Source organism: Pseudomonas sp. efr-133-TYG-23, assembly GCF_030209215.1.
Taxonomy (GTDB): Bacteria; Pseudomonadota; Gammaproteobacteria; order Pseudomonadales; family Pseudomonadaceae; genus Aquipseudomonas; species Aquipseudomonas rhodesiae.
In genome coordinates this window covers 285,366-302,165 of record NZ_JARVSL010000013.1, presented here as the reverse complement: position 1 = coordinate 302,165, position 16,800 = coordinate 285,366, and the positions used below count along the sequence as shown (strand labels likewise).

Genomic DNA, 16,800 nt, shown 5'->3' with positions numbered 1-16,800 from the left:
TCAGCCTTATCGCGCACCATTCAGCCGCGACCGTATTTATTGTGACCAAAGGCCCTGTGCCTGACACTCCAGCCATTCCCATTGTCGCCATTGGAGTTCGGTATGAGTGAGTCAGTGCAGTTTCAGGATAAGGTCGTGATCGTCACCGGTGCCGGCGGCGGCTTGGGCCGGGCCCATGCGCTGTTGTTCGCCCGGCATGGCGCCAAGGTGCTGGTCAACGATCTCGGCGGTTCGACCCAGGGCGAGGGCGCCAGTGCGTCGGCGGCTGACCGTGTAGTGGCGGAGATTCGTGCGGCGGGCGGTATCGCCGAGGCCAACCATGACTCTGTCACCGACGGTGACAAGATCGTGCAGAACGCTCTCGATGCGTTTGGCCGTATCGACGTGGTGGTCAACAACGCCGGCATTCTGCGGGACAAGACCTTTCATAAAATGGACGACAGCGACTGGGACCTGGTTTACCGGGTGCATGTCGAAGGCGCCTACAAAGTCACCCGCGCCGCCTGGCCCCATCTGCGCGAGCAAGGTTATGGCCGGGTGATCTTCACCGCGTCCACCTCGGGCATCTACGGCAACTTCGGCCAGTCCAACTACGGCATGGCCAAGCTCGGCCTGTACGGCCTGACCCGCACCCTGGCGCTGGAAGGCCGCAAGAACAACATCCTGGTCAATGCCATAGCCCCGACCGGCGCCACGCGCATGACTGAAGGCTTGATTCCGCCGCAGGTGTTCGAACGCCTCAAGCCGGAGCTGGTCAGCCCGCTGGTGGTGTACTTGGGCAGTGAGGCCTGCCAGGAAACCTCGGGGCTGTTCGAAGTGGGCGGTGGCTGGATCGGCAAGACCCGCTGGGAGCGCAGCCTGGGCGTGGGCTTCGACCCCGAAGCCGGGTTCTCCCCGGACGATGTGGCCACCCATTGGGCGCAGATCTGCGACTTCGAAGGCGCCGCGCACCCCAAGGACAATATCGAAGCGTTGAAGGAGATGATGGCCAACTTGCAGAAATACAGCCTGTGATCATTGCCTGAACATGCTTGAATCCCACGGGGCGCTGATGGCGCCCCGTTTTGTTTCGCGCATAAAAAAGGCCGCTGCACAGGCAGCGGCCGAAGTAAGACGTTTGATCAAGGAGCAACAAATCAACGTCAGTGAACACCGGTAACAGATTGAAAAAAGGCATCAATCTATTGAACTTCAGCTTGTCTTCCAAACCTGGAAGCGGGCGGTTTGCCCTGAAAGCCCGGTCAGAATAGCGGTTTGTAACAAGATGAGTAATAGCGGTTCAGGACAAGGACTGTTACGTATCCGGAAACAGTCATAAGTTCGCCATCCATGTTCCTGATAGTGCCCCATCCACCCGGCGCATACCCGCGCCCGCACCCAGCCAGAGCGGCCTGTAATCCTTTCGAGCGACAACACGAATCCCTCCTTGGTGCGCTTATCGCTCCTGATGCGCGGCAGTAGGGTGGGGCCTTCTGTCACTCACCGGGGAAGACGCATGACAAAAACAACAATGCGCGCCATCTTCACGCCACAGGCGCTGGCCGCTGCGGTTGCGTTGGGTTGCTGCGCTCAGGCGCAGGCTGTTTCGTTCAACATTGGCGAGATCGAAGGGCAATTCGATTCGTCGCTGTCGGTCGGTTCGAGTTGGGGCATGCGCGATGCCGACAAGAAGCTCGTGGGCACCGTCAACGGCGGCACGGGCCAGGCTTCCACGGGGGATGACGGACGTCTCAACTTCAAGAAGGGCGAGACCTTCTCCAAAATCTTTAAAGGCTTGCACGATCTGGAGCTGAAGTACGGCGATACCGGCGTATTCGTGCGCGGCAAATACTGGTACGACTTCGAACTCAAGGACGAAGACCGCGAGTTCAAGCCCATCAGCGACCACAACCGCAAGGAAGGCGCCAAATCCAGCGGCGCAGAGATCCTCGATGCGTTCGTCTACCACAACTATTCCTTGGGCGACCTGCCGGGCACCGTGCGCGCCGGTAAGCAGGTGGTCAGTTGGGGCGAAAGCACCTTCATCGGTAACTCCATCAACAGCATCAACCCGATCGACGTGTCAGCGTTTCGTCGGCCGGGCGCCGAGATCAAGGAAGGCCTGATCCCGGTCAACATGCTGTTCGCGTCCCAGAGCCTGACCAACCAGCTGACCGTGGAAGGTTTCTATCAGCTGGAATGGGACCAGACCGTGTTGGACAACTGCGGCACGTTCTTCGGTGGCGATGTGGCGGCGGACGGTTGCACCAATAATTACACAGTCGGCAACCCGGCCATCCGCCCGTTGCAACCGGTAGCGGCGGCGTTCGGCCAGGGTTTTAGTGTGGCCAATGAAGGGGTGATCGTACGGCGTGCCGGCGACCGCGATGCGCGGGATTCCGGCCAGTTCGGCGCCGCATTGCGCTGGTTGGGCGACGACACCGAGTACGGCCTGTACTTCATGAACTACCACAGCCGGACCCCGACCGTGGGCACCATCACCAACAACACCAGCCTGGCCACCCTCGGCGCCATCGCCGGCGCGGCCAATGGCCTGGCCCCCGGTTCCGGTGCGGGCCTGGTGCAAAGCCTGATGCTCGGGCGTGGCCAGTACTACCTCGATTACCCGGAAGATATCCGACTGTTCGGCGCCAGTTTCTCCACCACGTTGCCCACCGGTACGGCCTGGACCGGGGAGATCAGCTACCGGCCGAATGCGCCGGTGCAACTGAACACCACCGACCTGACCCTGGCCTTGATCAACCCGGTCGCCGGCCAGGCGGCCTCGCCGATTCGCAGCAACTTCGGGGATGACAACACCGGCTACCGCCGCAAGGAAATCACCCAGATCCAGAGCTCCATGACCCAGTTCTTCGACCAGGTGTTGGGCGCTGAGCGTCTGACGGTGGTGGGCGAAGCGGCCGTGGTACATGTGGCGGGCCTGGAAGACAAATCCAAACTGCGTTACGGCCGCGACTCGGTGTATGGCGCTTACGGATTCCAGGGCGACACCGACGGTTTCGTCACCTCGACGTCCTGGGGTTACCGCGCGCGGGCGATCCTGGACTACAACAACGCGATTGCCGGGGTGAACCTCAAACCCAACCTGTCCTGGTCCCATGACGTTGCCGGCTACGGCCCCAACGGCCTGTTCAACAAAGGCGCCAAGGCCATCAGCGTGGGCGTCGATGCTGACTACCGCAGCACCTACACCGCCAGCCTCAGTTACACCGACTTCTTCGGCGGCGATTACAACACCCTGACCGACCGTGACTTCCTCGCCCTCAGCTTCGGCGTGAACTTCTGATTTGGCTTAAAGAAGGACAAGAACGTATGCGTAAGACAATTGCAGTGTTGGCCCTCAGCTTGTTGGCCGCCAACGTATGGGCCGCGGTTTCCCCGGAAGAAGCCGCCAAGCTTGGCACCACCCTCACTCCGGTGGGCGCGGAGAAGGCCGGTAATGCCGACGGTTCGATCCCGGCCTGGACCGGTGGCATCCCTAAAAACGCCGGCGCGGTGGACAGCAAAGGCTTTCTGGCTGACCCGTTCGCCAATGAAAAACCGCTGTTTGTGATCACCGCCGCTACGGTGGACAAGTACAAGGACAAACTATCCGACGGCCAAGTGGCGATGTTCAAGCGCTACCCCGAGACCTACAAGATCCCGGTCTACCCCAGCCACCGCACGGTGAACCTGCCGCCTGACATCTATGAATCGATCAAGCGCAGCGCGCTGAACGTCAAGGCGATCAACGACGGTAACGGCCTGGAGAACTTCACCGGCAATCGTTACTACGCGTTCCCGATTCCCAAGAATGGCGTGGAGGTGCTGTGGAACCACATCACCCGTTATCACGGCGGCAACCTGCGTCGCATCATCACCCAGGCCACCCCACAGACCAATGGCAGCTACACGCCGATCCGCTTCGAGGAAGAAGTGGCGGTGCCCCAGGCCATCCCGGATATCGACCCGGCCAAGGCGGCTAACGTGTTGAGTTACTTCAAGCAATCGGTGACCGCGCCGGCGCGCCTGGCGGGTAACGTGCTGCTGGTGCACGAAACCCTCGACCAGGTGAAAGAGCCGCGCCTGGCGTGGATCTACAACGCCGGTCAACGCCGCGTGCGGCGGGCGCCGCAAGTGTCCTATGACGGGCCGGGCACCGCGTCCGACGGTCTGCGCACCACCGACAACTTCGATATGTTCTCCGGCGCGCCCGACCGCTATGACTGGAAGCTGGTGGGCAAAAAAGAGATGTACATCCCCTACAACAGCTACAAGCTCGACTCGCCGTCGCTCAAGTATGACGACATCATCAAGGCCGGCCACATCAACCAGGACCTGACCCGCTACGAGCTGCACCGCGTGTGGGAAGTGGTCGGCACGGTCAAGCCGAGCGAGCGCCACATCTATGCCAAGCGTCACATGTACATCGATGAAGACAGCTGGCAAGTCGCGCTGGTGGATCACTATGACGGCCGTGGCCAACTGTGGCGGGTTGCCGAAGGCCATTCGCAGTTCTACTACGACCATCAGGTGCCGGCGTATACCGTCGAGACCCTGTATGACTTGATCGCCGGGCGTTATATCGCGCTGGGGATGAAGAACGAGGAGAAGAGCAGCTTCGTGTTCGGGTTCGCAGCCAAGGCGGCGGACTACACTCCGGCGGCGTTGCGAGCCGAAGGCGTGCGCTGATCCCGAATCAAAGGTGGGAGGAGGCTGGCCCCCTCCCACCTTGGGTTTTATGCATGGCCTTCAATCACCCCGCTGAATACTTCTTCAACAATCGCCCGCCACGGGTCTAGGGTACGCGTCAGGTTGCATAACAATAAAAACGCAGGATGCAGCAATGACCGCCATGACTCGCTGCCTGGACCGTCCTGGATTCATGCCTCGGCTGTCCGCCCATCATCTGCTGCGCCCGCGACTGGCTGAGCCGTTGCTGGCGTCTGCCGCGCGGGTAAAGTTGGTGTGCGCCCCCGGCGGCAGTGGCAAGAGCGCGCTGCTTGCCGAGTGCGCATTGCAGGCGCCCGAAGGCTGTCAGGTGTACTGGCTGCCGCTCAACGGCGTGGCGCTCGACCCCCTCGATCTCTGCCAGCGCTTGGCGCATAACCTGGGGTTGCCCTTTACCGATGAAGCCACGTTGCTACAGGACCTGGGTCGCTGGCAGGCGCCGGCGTGGTTGTTCCTCGATGACTTTTGCCGCTTGCCCGCTCCCGCAACCGATGCCTTGCTCGACCGCCTGTTTACCGCCAGCAGCCCGGCGCTGACCTGGTGGCTAGGCGCGCGGCGGCGGCCGGCGTGCAATTGGCCGCGGCTGCTGCTGGACGACGAACTGCTGGAATGCGGCGCGGAGCTGGCCTTCAGCGCCCCAGAGATCCAGGCGCTGCTCAACCATGCGCCGGGGCAGTCCGTCGAGGGCGTGCTGCAATTCAGCGCCGGCTGGTGCGCCGGTGTGCGCATCGCGTTGCTGGGCGACGGTCATCCCGACAAGACCCTACTCGACTACCTGCAACACGAACTGTTCAGCACGCTGCCCCCTGAGCTGGCCGACGCGTGGCGCGTGCTGGCCCACCTGCCGCGTTTCAACACCGGACTGTGCGAGCACCTGTTCGGCGCGGGCGACGGTGATCAGTACCTGCGTGACCTACAGGCCCTCGGCGCGTTTATCCAAGCGTGGGAAAGCAGCGATTGGTTGCAGGTGTTCCCACCCCTGGCACGCTTGATACGCGACGAGCCCTGGCCGACCAAGCGCTCCTGGCACCGCCGCGCCTGCCAATGGTTCACCGCCGAGCAGGACTGGCAGGCCGCCTTCGAACAGGCGCTGCTGGCCGAAGAATATGAAGTGGCGGTAAGCCTGTTGCAGCATTTCAGTTTCGAAGACCTGTTCCGTCAGCAGAACGCGGTGTTGCTGCTGCGCCTGCACGAGGAGCATGGCGACGAACTGATGCTCGGTTCGGCGCAGTTGGTGGGGCTGGTCACGGCGGCGCTGCTGTTTGCCGGGCGCTTCGAGCAGGCGGCGGTGTGCATCGACCAACTTGCGCGTTTCGCCCCGCAACCGACGGCGGCGCAACAGCGCCACTTGCTGGCGCGCTGGCAGGCACAGTGGGGGTGGTTGCTGCATTTGGACGGCGACGCCGAGGGTTCGCGCGCGCACTTTATCGAGGCCTTGCAAGCCTTGCCCGACAGCGCCTGGACCTCGCGGTTGATGTGCCTGTCGGGGCTCACCCAGCAAGCCTTGCTGCGCGGTGAATTGGATGTGGCACAAACCCTCAATCGCGAAGCGCTGTGCCTGGCGCGTGCCCATGGCTCATTGCTGTTGGAAGCGTTGTTGGAGCTGGATCACGCACAGTTACTGGAACAGCGCGGCGCGCCGCATCGGGCGCAGAGCCTGCTGGAACATATGCAGGCGATGTTGCTCAAGCAGCGGCTCAAGGCCGGACCGTTGCTCGGGCGTATCGCCTTGCGCCGCGGGCACCTGGCGTTGCGCCAGGGGCAGGATGCCTTGGCCGCGGAGTGTTTTGAGAGTGGCTTGCCCCTGTGCCTGCACAGCCAGGACAAACGCGTGCTCTACGGGTTTCTTGGCCTGGCGCTGCTGGCGGCCAACCGAGGCGATTACGCCCAGGCGTTCATTCAACTGCGCGAGGCCGAACGACTGATGCAGCAACGCCAGGTGCCGGACACCGTGTACCGCGCGGTGTTGCTGCTGGTCAGCGGGCATTTCTGGTTGCAGCAGGGCCGCGCCGAGTTGACCGTGGAAGCGCTGCGCCGCGTGCTGCGCCACTTCCGTGGGCCGCTGGCCAAGCAAGCGCCGCCGGCCACTCTGGAGTTGATCCCGCGCCTCGAATACTTATTGGTGCTGGCCGAGGTAAAACTGGGTTGCGCCGAACAGCCGCTGGCACGCCTGCAAGCGCTGCTGGACGCCACCCACCAGCGCGGCATGCTCTGTCTGGAAACCGAATTGCATCTGGTGCTGGGCGAAGTGGCTTGGCAACTGGGCGACGCCGGCCTGGCGCGTCGTTCATTGCACGCCGGGCTTGAATTGGCGGCGCGCTGCCAGGTGCAGCAAGCGATTCGCGAATTGCGTCTGCGCTCGCCGGGGCTGTTGAGCGAACTGGGGATGGAGCCCCAGGCCTCAAGCCCGGGCACGGTGGAAAACCCACTCAGTCAGCGCGAGTTGGAAGTGCTGCAATTGATTGCCCTGGGCAACTCCAACCTGGAAATCGCCGACCGTTTGTTTATCTCCCTGCACACCGTCAAGACCCATGCACGGCGCATCCACAGCAAGCTCGGCGTGGAGCGGCGTACCCAGGCGGTGGCCAAGGCCAAGACGTTGGGCTTGATGACCTAGGCGCAGAACGCCTGGCGATATTCCCCAGGCGTGGCGCCCATGGCCTGGCGGAAGCGGTGAGTGAAATGGCTGGCGCTGGAGAAGCCGCATATCAGCGCAATCTCGCCAAGGGGCAGGGTGCCGCCCCGCAACAGGCTCTGCGCACGAGCCAGGCGGCGCGCCAGCAGGTATTGATGGGGCGGCAGGCCGAAGCTTTGACGGAACATCCGCGCAAAGTGGTACTCCGACAGCGCGCACAACCCGGCCAATTGGCCGAGGCTGAGCGGAGCCTCCAAGTGGTAATCGATGTAGTCCACCAACAACCGCCGTTGGTGCGGCGCCAGCCCGCCCTTCAAACGCAACCCGTCGCGCAAGCCGACCTGGCTGAGCAAAGTGTGGTTGAGCAGTTCGTGGGCCAGGCTGCTGGTCAGCAAACGCTCGGCGGGTTCCTGCCAGTTCAGGGCGATCAACTGGTGAAAGCGTTGAGCTTGCCTGGGGTCTTCCAGAAACGTGCTCTCGTGCAACTGCACAGTGCGTGGTTCGCGGTCGAGCAGGGTCACGCAACCGAGGGCAAATTGTTCCTGGCTGAAGTACACATGGGCCAGGCGGATCTCGCCGTTGATCACCCACCCGGACTGATGCTCGGCGGGCAGGATGCACAGCTTGTCGGGGCCGCCCTTGGTGTCGGGCCGGTCGCGCCGAAACGTACCGGTGCCGCCGCCCACATAGCACGACAGGGTGTGATGCCCCGGCGCTTGGTAGTCCTGGGAGTCATGATGATTGCTCCACAGCGCCGCGGCGAGGCCGTCACCCAGCTCGGCGCAGGCTTCCAGGCGGGCGTGGGGCGAGCGGTTGAGGGCTTGGAAGACTTGCAGGGATTCCAGATCTGACATGGCGTGTACTCTCCGACGCCTTGCATCCTACTCCGCACTGCCGGCGCTGTGCGCTGCGCACCCGACAAAAGCGCAAGAATGTGCAAGAGCCGGGCGCGCCTTGGGGGCGACACTGAGGCTCAATCGATGGAGCCTGTCATGAACCTTTTCCTGTACTTACTCACCGTGCTGATCTGGGGCACCACCTGGATCGCCCTCAAGTGGCAACTGGGCGTGGTAGCGATTCCCGTGTCCATCGTCTATCGCTTCGCCCTGGCGGCGTTGGTGTTGTTTGCGTTGCTATTGCTCAGCCGCAAGTTGCAGGTGATGAACCGGCGCGGGCACCTGATCTGCCTGGCCCAGGGGTTGTGCCTGTTTTGCGTCAACTTCATGTGCTTTCTCACGGCCAGCCAATGGATCCCCAGCGGCTTGGTGGCGGTGGTGTTTTCCACCGCGACGCTGTGGAACGCGTTGAACGCGCGGGTCTTTTTCGGCCAGCGCGTGGCCCGCAACGTGTTGATGGGCGGTGGCCTTGGGTTGGCAGGTTTGGGGTTGTTGTTCTGGCCAGAACTGGTAGGGCATACCGCCAGCCCGCAGACCTTGCTGGGCCTGGGGTTGGCGCTGTTGGGGACGATGTGTTTCTCGGCCGGCAATATGTTGTCGAGCTTGCAGCAGAAGGCCGGGCTCAGGCCACTGACCACCAATGCCTGGGGCATGGCGTATGGCGCAGCCATGCTGGCGACCTGGTGTGTGCTGCGTGGCATTCCGTTCGAGATGGACTGGGGCGCGCGGTATATCGGCGCGTTGTGGTACCTGGTGATTCCGGGGTCGGTGATTGGGTTTACCGCGTATTTGACGCTGGTCGGGCGTATGGGGCCGGAGCGTGCGGCGTATTGCACGGTGTTGTTTCCGGTGGTGGCGTTGAATGTGTCGGCGTTCGCCGAGGGCTATCAGTGGACCGCCCCGGCGCTGGTGGGGTTAGGGTTGGTGATGGCGGGGAATGTGTTGGTATTTCGCAAGCCCAAGATTGTGAGTCCGGTCTTGAAGGCGAGAACAGTCTGAACAGGGGACAAGTCACTGATGCCCATCAGTAAAGGACTCAGTGAATGAATTTCTGCCCTGGACGGGACCAAATGTGGGAGGGGGCTTGCCCCCGATTACAGTGTGACAGTCAGCCCAGCTGTCACTGACGCACCGCTATCGGGGGCAAGCCCCCTCCCACTTTTGATAGTCATTGCCTGGGTTGGATCTGACTGGCATCAGGACTTTCCCCCTCATTTTGACCGAGTTCAGCGAGTTATTTTATTCCCAGGCGCTTGGCCAGGCGGGCGAGGTTGGCGCGGTTGAGGCCGAGTTCGCGGGCGGTGCTGGCCCAGTTGTGCTGGTGGCGTTCCAGGCAGGTATTGATGATTTGCCGTTGGTAATCTTCGGTGGCCTGGCGCAAGTCGCCGGTGATGGGCGTCGATGGTAGCTGGGCTTCGATTAGCGGCGCGCTGACGTCGGGCAGGTCGAGGTCGGCGGCGCTCAGGCTGAGAATCCTCGGACGTTCGCGACAGTTTCCCAGGGCCTTGAGCGCGCTGCGCCCGATCAAATGTTCCAGCTCCCGCACGTTGCCTGGCCAGTTATAGGCCAGCAGGGCTGCCTGGGCATCGCCGGTCAGGCGCAGACTGCCCAGGCCCATGCGTGAACGGTTCTGTTCGAGAAAGAAACCCGCCAGCAGCAGCACATCGCGACCGCGTTCGCGCAGGGCCGGTACTTGCAGCGGGTAAACACTCAGGCGGTGGTAGAAGTCGGCGCGATAGCGGCCATTGCGCACCTCATCGGCCAGGTCGCGGTTGGTGGCGGCGATCAGGCGCACATCCACGTGGTGTTCCTTGTCCGAGCCCAGGCGCTGCAACTGACCGCTTTGCAGCACGCGCAGCAGTTTGGCCTGCACCGTCAGGGACAGCTCGCCCACTTCGTCGAGAAACAAGGTGCCGCCGTTGGCCAGCTCGAACTTGCCCCGACGCTCGTTCAGCGCGCCGGTGAAGGCGCCACGCACATGGCCGAACAGCTCGCTCTCCACCAGGGTTTCCGGCAGGGCCGCGCAGTTTAGGCTGATCAGCGGTTTGTCGGCACGCGCCGAAGCGGCGTGAATCGCCTGGGCCACCAACTCCTTGCCCACCCCGGTTTCCCCGGTGATCAGCACGGTGAGGTCGCTGCCGCCCACCAGTTTGATTTCTTCCACCAGGCGCTTGTGGCTTTTGCTCTGGCCGATCATTTCCTTGTGTTGTTGGCCGCTGGCCTGACGGTAGATTTCGGCGCGTTGGTGTTCGTCTTCGGCGCGCAGGGCCAGGCGTTCGATGCGTTCGGCCACATTGACGGTGGCGGCGGCCAGGCTGGCGAAGGCTTGCAGGGCGTTCAGCTCGACCCGTTCGAAGCGCTCGGTGTCGAGCGCATCGAGGGTCAGCAGGCCCCAGGGCCGGTCGTCGACAAACAACGGGCAGCCTATGCAGTCGTGCACTGGCAGGTGCCCGTGCAGGCCGTCCACCAGGCCGTCATACGGGTCGGGCAACTCGCTGTCGCTGTCGAAGCGCGTGGGGCCGGGGCTGGCGAGCAACACCGCAAACCGTGGGTGTTCGCTGACCTTGAAGCGTCGGCCCAGGGTATCGGCGCTCAGGCCGTCCACCGCCAGCGGCACCAGCGCTTCACCGTCCAGGCGCAACAGCGCGGCGGCGTCGCAGGGCAGCAGAGTACGCATGGCTTGCAGCAGGCGGCGGTAGCGCTCGCCCTCCGGCAGGTCGCGGGACAGGTCGGCCACGAGAGGCAGGAGGGTGGTGAGCAGTGAGTGCGCAGTCATAATGACTCCTTGTAGTCCTTATGACTCTAGCGTGTAGGAAGTCATACTGACTACTCTTATTTCAACTACCTGATAAATAACGAATTTTTAGTTGGCACGAATGCTGAGTACTCAAGGGTAATCCTTAAAGAAGCCCTGGAGGCTCTCATGCTTAGTGCCCAAGACCGTGCCATCGTCAAATCCACCGTGCCTCTACTGGAAAGTGGCGGTGAAGCGCTGATCACCCATTTCTACCGCATGATGCTGTCCGAGTACCCCGAAGTTCGCCCGCTGTTCAACCAGGCCCACCAGGCCAGCGGCGATCAGCCCCGCGCCCTGGCCAATGGGGTGCTGATGTACGCGCGACATATCGACCAGTTGGATCAACTGGGCGATCTGGTGGCCAAGATCATCAATAAACATGTGGCCTTGCAGATCCTGCCGGAGCATTACCCGATTGTGGGCGCCTGCCTGCTGCGGGCGATTTCTGAAGTGCTGGGCAGCGAGATCGCCACGCCGGAGGTGATGAATGCCTGGGGCGCGGCCTACGGGCAATTGGCGGATATCCTGATCGGCGCCGAAGCGGCCATTTACGACGAGAAAGCCCAAGCCCCTGGCGGCTGGCGCGGTGCGCGGTCGTTCACGCTGGTCAAGCGGGGGGAGGAGAGCGCCGAGATCACCTCCTTCTATTTCGCCCCGGTGGATAACGGCCCGATCCTGGCGGCAGCGCCAGGCCAGTACATCGGTATGACGCTGGTGTTGGACGGCGAAGAGGTGCGTCGCAACTATTCGCTCTCGGCGTTGAGCGATGCTGGCCAGTACCGTATCAGCGTCAAGCGCGAAGCCGGCGGGCGAGTGTCCAATTACCTGCATGATGAGTTGCAGGTAGGCGCGACCCTCGACCTGTTCCCGCCGGCGGGGGAGTTCACCCTGGCCGCCAGCGATAAGCCGTTGGTGCTGATCAGCGGCGGCGTAGGCATCACCCCGACCCTGCCGATGCTCGAAGCGGCGCTGGCCACCGAGCGCCCGGTGCATTTTATCCACTGCGCGCGTAACGGCGGCGTGCATGCGTTTCGCGACTGGGTCGACGCCCTGGCGGCTAAGCACCCGCAGCTCAAGCGTTTCTATTGCTATGCCGAAGACGACGGCGTGAGCCCTGCGGCGGACAAGGTGGGCCTGCTCAGCCAGGAACAACTGGCCGCATGGTTGCCTGAACAGCGCGACCTGGATGCTTACTTCCTGGGACCTAAAGGCTTCATGGCCGCAATCAAACGCCACCTCAAAGCCCTGGGCGTGCCCGAAAAGCAAAGCCGCTACGAATTCTTCGGTCCGGCTGCCGCGTTGGAGTAACCGCCTTTGGAGTAGTAGGAAGCTGCAGCTTCAAGTAAAGGCCGGATCGAAGCCCGCTTTTTTACTTGCAGCTTGCAGCTTGCAACTTATCGCTACCCCCCAATTAATCCCCTGTTAACCCCTCTCTGTTTAAACCACTCCCTGTGTGTAAACTCGCGCCTACAGGCACAACCAAACAAAGGGAAACGGAGATGAGTGACGAATTGCGTTTAGGCAGGGAGCGGCGCTTTCTGGTGTTGCTGGGCATCATCTGCCTGGCGTTGATCGGCGGGGCCTTGTACATGCAGGTGGTGTTGGGCGAAGCGCCTTGCCCACTGTGCATCTTGCAGCGTTATGCCTTGTTATTGATTGCCATCTTCGCCTTTATCGGCGCCGCCATGCCCCGCAAAGGCGCCCTCACGTTTTTCGAAGGCTTGGTGATCCTCAGCGCCCTCGGCGGGGTCGCAGCTGCTGGCCATCATGTGTATACCCAGTTCTTTCCCCAGGTCAGTTGCGGCGTCGATGTGCTGCAGCCCATCGTCGATGACCTGCCGCTGGCCAAGGTCTTCCCACTGGGCTTTCAGGTCGATGGTTTCTGCAGCACGCCTTACCCACCGATCCTTGGGCTGTCCCTGGCGCAATGGGCGCTGGTGGCTTTTGTGCTGACCGTGATCCTGGTGCCGCTGGGCATTTACCGCAATCGCCGTCACATGGCCTGAGCCTCTGCACAAAAACGCCCCGGCTCCTCCTCTGGAGGGCCGGGGCGTTTTCGCAGGTAGGCTTTTATGAACAGAGCATGACGCCGGACAATTTCCGCTGTGCGCAGTGTGCGACATGTTGTCACACGGAAGCTGTCGCAGGACGTTTCTTACCCCCCGCAACCCCGCTTAAATTTGCACCGAACGGTCAAATTGTGCTGTCACTTCATCGTCTGGCCTAAGTCAGGAACCATGCGCCGTCCGCGCCATTCGATGATGTACGAATGCCTTGTTTTATGGGGACTTGGATGGCTTTGGCAAGCCCTTACAGAGGGTAAGGGATGTGGCGGATTGCCCTATAACACGGCAATTTTTGTGGTTTTTGTTGAGAATCGAACACGATAAGATCCCCGACCTTTGCAATTTTGGTGAAGGATTATTGCTGCTTTCGATAAAAATTATTTCTTTATAAGACATGGTTTATACATCGCTAGCTAACTACAATCGCCCGCACTGAATGTCCGGTGCTGTTCAATATTTGAGCATTGGAGCGGTCGAGGGGCAGATGGATGGCTCTGTGCGACCCCAGGTTCCGGCAGCCTTTCAACTATCCGCACCAAATGGAATTGGTCTGTAACAAGGCCTTTAACCACGAAATCGAATAAGAACTCACCGCAGGCTCGTAAATCGTCCATTCATGGCGTGCGAGCAGGCTCTTATTCAATCGAAGAGAAATGCCAACCCTTGGCAGGGTGAAGTGTTGGCGATCAAAACCCAACTGCATTGCGCAAGCTGCTTTAGAGGTCGTGAGATGAGTAAAAACAGGTACCCCCGATTACTAGGCTTTTTGCCGCTGCTTGGCATGATGTTAATGCTGGGAGGCTGCAAGTGGACCTTGCTCGACCCAAAAGGACAGGTCGGTCTGGATGAACGAAACCTGATCATCACCGCCACCCTGCTGATGCTGCTGGTCGTGGTCCCTGTGATCATCATGACCTTCGCCTTCGCCTGGAAATACCGCGCGTCGAACACCAGCGCCACCTACGCGCCGAAGTGGTCGCACTCCACCAAGATCGAAATCGCGGTGTGGCTGGTTCCGATCCTCATCATCATTGCCCTGGGTTATGTGACCTACAAGTCCACCCACGCGCTGGACCCGTACCGTCCGCTGGAATCGGACGCCAAGCCGATCAATATCGAAGTGGTCGCGCTGGACTGGAAGTGGCTGTTCATCTACCCGGACCTGGGTATCGCCACGGTTAACCAGATCCGCTTCCCGGAGCACACTCCGCTGAACTTCAAGATCACCTCCGACGCCGTGATGAACTCGTTCTTCATCCCAGCCCTGGGCGGCCAGATCTACGCGATGGCAGGCATGCAGACCAAGCTGCACCTGATCGCCAACCAGAAAGCTGAAATGGAAGGCATCTCCGCCAACTACAGCGGCGCTGGCTTCACCGGCATGAAATTCAAAGCGATCTCGACGAGCCAGGAAGACTTCAACGCCTGGGTAGCCGAAGTCAAGGCCGCACCTAAACAGCTTGATCAAGCTGAATACGACGCCCTGGCCAAACCAAGCCAGAACAACCCTGTCGCGCTGTACTCCTCGTACGAGCCGAACCTGTTTCAGAAAATCGTCGACAAGTACGAAGGTATGAAGCCAGGCAAGCCGGTCAAGCACGAGAAGAAAGAAGTGGCCGCGGTTGAAGGTTCTGAGACGGGCGCGCATTCAACTGCTGGGGCAGAGGAGTAAACGATGTTTGGTAAATTAAGTTGGGATGCGGTCCCGTTCCACGAGCCGATCGTGATGGTGACCATCGCCATGATCGCGCTGGGTGGTCTGGCACTGTTCGCGGGTATCACTTACTTCAAGAAGTGGACCTACCTGTGGACCGAGTGGCTGACTTCGGTCGACCACAAGAAAATCGGCGTGATGTACATCATCGTCGCCATGGTCATGCTGCTGCGCGGTTTTGCCGACGCCATCATGATGCGTACCCAGTTGGCCATGGCCACCGAGGGGTCGCCTGGCTACCTGCCACCTGAACACTATGACCAGATCTTCACCGCTCACGGTGTGATCATGATCATCTTCATGGCGATGCCATTCTTCACCGGCCTGATGAACCTGGCAGTGCCGCTGCAGATCGGCGCGCGTGACGTGGCCTATCCGTTCCTGAACTCCCTGAGCTTCTGGCTGCTGGTTTCCGGCGTGGTGCTGATCAACGTATCCCTGGGCGTCGGCGAATTCGCCAAGACCGGTTGGGTTGCGTATCCGCCGCTGTCGGGCATCCAGTACAGCCCTGGCGTGGGGGTGGACTACTACATCTGGGCGCTACAGCTATCAGGGCTAGGGACGACGCTGACGGGGGTCAACTTCCTGGCCACCGTCCTGAAAATGCGCGCCCCTGGCATGAAACTGATGGACATGCCGATCTTCACCTGGACCTGCACCTGGGCAAACGTCCTGATCGTGGCTTCGTTCCCGATCCTGGCCGCAACCATGGCGCTGCTGTCGCTTGACCGTTACCTGGATTTCCACATTTTCACCAACGAACTTGGTGGCAATCCAATGATGTACGTGAACCTGTTCTGGGCATGGGGTCACCCTGAGGTGTACATCCTGATCCTGCCAGCGTTCGGTATCTTCTCCGAAGTGATCTCGACCTTTACCGGCAAGCGCCTGTTCGGTCACCACTCGATGGTTTACGCATCGGGCGCAATTTCCGTACTGGGCTTCATGGTGTGGCTGCACCACTTCTTCACCATGGGTTCGGGGGCCAGCGTCAACGCCTTCTTCGGCTTGGCAACCATGCTGATTTCCATCCCGACGGGGGTGAAGCTATTCAACTGGCTGTTCACCATCTACCACGGCCGTCTGCGCATCACCAGCCAGGTGCTGTGGACCCTGGGCTTTATGGTGACCTTCGCCATCGGCGGCATGACCGGCGTACTGCTGGCCATCCCGGGTGCTGACTTCGTGCTGCACAACAGCCTGTTCGTGATCGCGCACTTCCACAACGTGATCATCGGTGGTGCGGTATTCGGTTACATCGCCGGTTTCAGCTTCTACTTCCCGAAAGCGTTCGGCTTCAAGCTGCACGAAGGTTGGGGCAAGGCTGCGTTCTGGTTCTGGATCTCGGGCTTCTTCGTCGCGTTCATGCCGCTCTATGCACTGGGCTTCATGGGCATGACCCGTCGTCTGAACGCCACCACCAACCCTGAGTGGGTGCCGTACCTGTACGTCGCCATGTTCGGTGCGGTGATGATTGCGGTGGGTATCGCCTGCCAGCTGATCCAGCTGTATGTCAGCGTGCGTGATCGCAAGCAGAACATGTGCGAATCCGGCGACCCATGGAACGGCCACACCCTGGAATGGTCGACCTCGTCGCCACCACCGTTCTACAACTTCGCCGTGATCCCGACTGCGAACACGATCGATGCGTTCACCGAAGCCAAGGAAGACGGTACTGCGTACCAGAAGCCTAAGCACTACGAACCGATCCACATGCCAAGCAACACCGCCACTGGCGTGGTGATGGGTGCGCTGTTGACCGTGTTCGGTTTCGCGATGATCTGGCACATCTGGTGGCTGGCGATCGTGAGTCTGGTGGGTACCATCGGTTACTTCATCGTCCACGCCGCACGTGATGATCAAGGCTACATGGTGCCGGTCGAAACGATCGAACGCATCGAAGCCGAGCAGCACGCTCGCCTGGTCGCCGAGAAGAAAATCCCGGCCAACCGTGTAGAAACCTCGTTGGAACAGGCTTAAAC

The 16,800-nt window shown here is 61.1% G+C and carries 11 protein-coding genes and 1 pseudogene; 9 read left to right on the top strand and 3 right to left on the bottom strand.

Features of this window, described 5'->3' with window-relative positions; translation table 11 throughout:
- Nucleotides 1-102 precede the first annotated feature (102 nt).
- From QRN41_RS09125 to QRN41_RS09110, 4 genes are all read left to right on the top strand, one after another.
- Nucleotides 103-1,014, top strand: coding sequence for an SDR family oxidoreductase (locus QRN41_RS09125; protein WP_167416603.1), 912 nt, complete (start codon nucleotides 103-105; stop codon nucleotides 1,012-1,014).
- A 481-nt stretch (nucleotides 1,015-1,495) separates the two neighbouring features.
- Nucleotides 1,496-3,286, top strand: a complete 1,791-nt coding sequence (locus tag QRN41_RS09120; protein ID WP_371264009.1) for a DUF1302 domain-containing protein — start codon at nucleotides 1,496-1,498, stop codon at nucleotides 3,284-3,286.
- A 26-nt stretch (nucleotides 3,287-3,312) separates the two neighbouring features.
- Complete coding sequence (locus QRN41_RS09115) at nucleotides 3,313-4,671, top strand: DUF1329 domain-containing protein (protein ID WP_034100521.1); 1,359 nt, start codon at nucleotides 3,313-3,315, stop codon at nucleotides 4,669-4,671.
- 154 nt (nucleotides 4,672-4,825) lie between these two features.
- Entirely contained in the window at nucleotides 4,826-7,327 is a 2,502-nt protein-coding gene (locus tag QRN41_RS09110; RefSeq protein ID WP_167416604.1) for a LuxR C-terminal-related transcriptional regulator, read from the top strand.
- Here QRN41_RS09110 and QRN41_RS09105 read toward each other — a convergent pair.
- Nucleotides 7,324-8,199 (bottom strand): AraC family transcriptional regulator, encoded by an 876-nt coding sequence (locus tag QRN41_RS09105; RefSeq protein WP_034100516.1) that lies wholly within the window; start codon nucleotides 8,197-8,199, stop codon nucleotides 7,324-7,326. The two genes, QRN41_RS09110 and QRN41_RS09105, sit on opposite strands and share 4 nt — an antisense overlap.
- A gap of 138 nt (nucleotides 8,200-8,337) precedes the next feature.
- Here QRN41_RS09105 and QRN41_RS09100 point away from each other — a divergent pair, with 138 nt between their 5' ends.
- The gene (locus QRN41_RS09100; protein ID WP_167416605.1) at nucleotides 8,338-9,240 is read left to right on the top strand and encodes a DMT family transporter; all 903 of its coding nucleotides are present in this window, start codon (nucleotides 8,338-8,340) and stop codon (nucleotides 9,238-9,240) included.
- A 235-nt stretch (nucleotides 9,241-9,475) separates the two neighbouring features.
- Here the strand turns inward: QRN41_RS09100 and norR are convergent, their stop codons facing one another.
- Nucleotides 9,476-11,017, bottom strand: coding sequence for a nitric oxide reductase transcriptional regulator NorR (norR, locus tag QRN41_RS09095; RefSeq protein ID WP_167416606.1), 1,542 nt, complete (start codon nucleotides 11,015-11,017; stop codon nucleotides 9,476-9,478).
- A gap of 147 nt (nucleotides 11,018-11,164) precedes the next feature.
- Here norR and hmpA point away from each other — a divergent pair, with 147 nt between their 5' ends.
- Nucleotides 11,165-12,346, top strand: coding sequence for an NO-inducible flavohemoprotein (hmpA, locus tag QRN41_RS09090; RefSeq protein ID WP_167416607.1), 1,182 nt, complete (start codon nucleotides 11,165-11,167; stop codon nucleotides 12,344-12,346).
- Nucleotides 12,347-12,537: 191 nt separating this feature from the next.
- The gene (locus QRN41_RS09085) at nucleotides 12,538-13,044 is read left to right on the top strand and encodes a disulfide bond formation protein B (RefSeq protein ID WP_094065543.1); all 507 of its coding nucleotides are present in this window, start codon (nucleotides 12,538-12,540) and stop codon (nucleotides 13,042-13,044) included.
- A gap of 473 nt (nucleotides 13,045-13,517) precedes the next feature.
- On the opposite strand, the pseudogene QRN41_RS26165 reads toward QRN41_RS09085, so the two are convergent.
- Nucleotides 13,518-13,807, bottom strand: a pseudogene (locus tag QRN41_RS26165) (hypothetical protein).
- Between the two features lie 27 nt (nucleotides 13,808-13,834).
- Between QRN41_RS26165 and cyoA the strand changes: the two are divergent.
- Complete coding sequence (cyoA, locus tag QRN41_RS09080) at nucleotides 13,835-14,776, top strand: ubiquinol oxidase subunit II (protein WP_034100506.1); 942 nt, start codon at nucleotides 13,835-13,837, stop codon at nucleotides 14,774-14,776.
- 3 nt (nucleotides 14,777-14,779) lie between these two features.
- Nucleotides 14,780-16,798 (top strand): cytochrome o ubiquinol oxidase subunit I, encoded by a 2,019-nt coding sequence (gene cyoB / locus QRN41_RS09075; RefSeq protein WP_034100504.1) that lies wholly within the window; start codon nucleotides 14,780-14,782, stop codon nucleotides 16,796-16,798.
- Nucleotides 16,799-16,800: the final 2 nt, after the last annotated feature.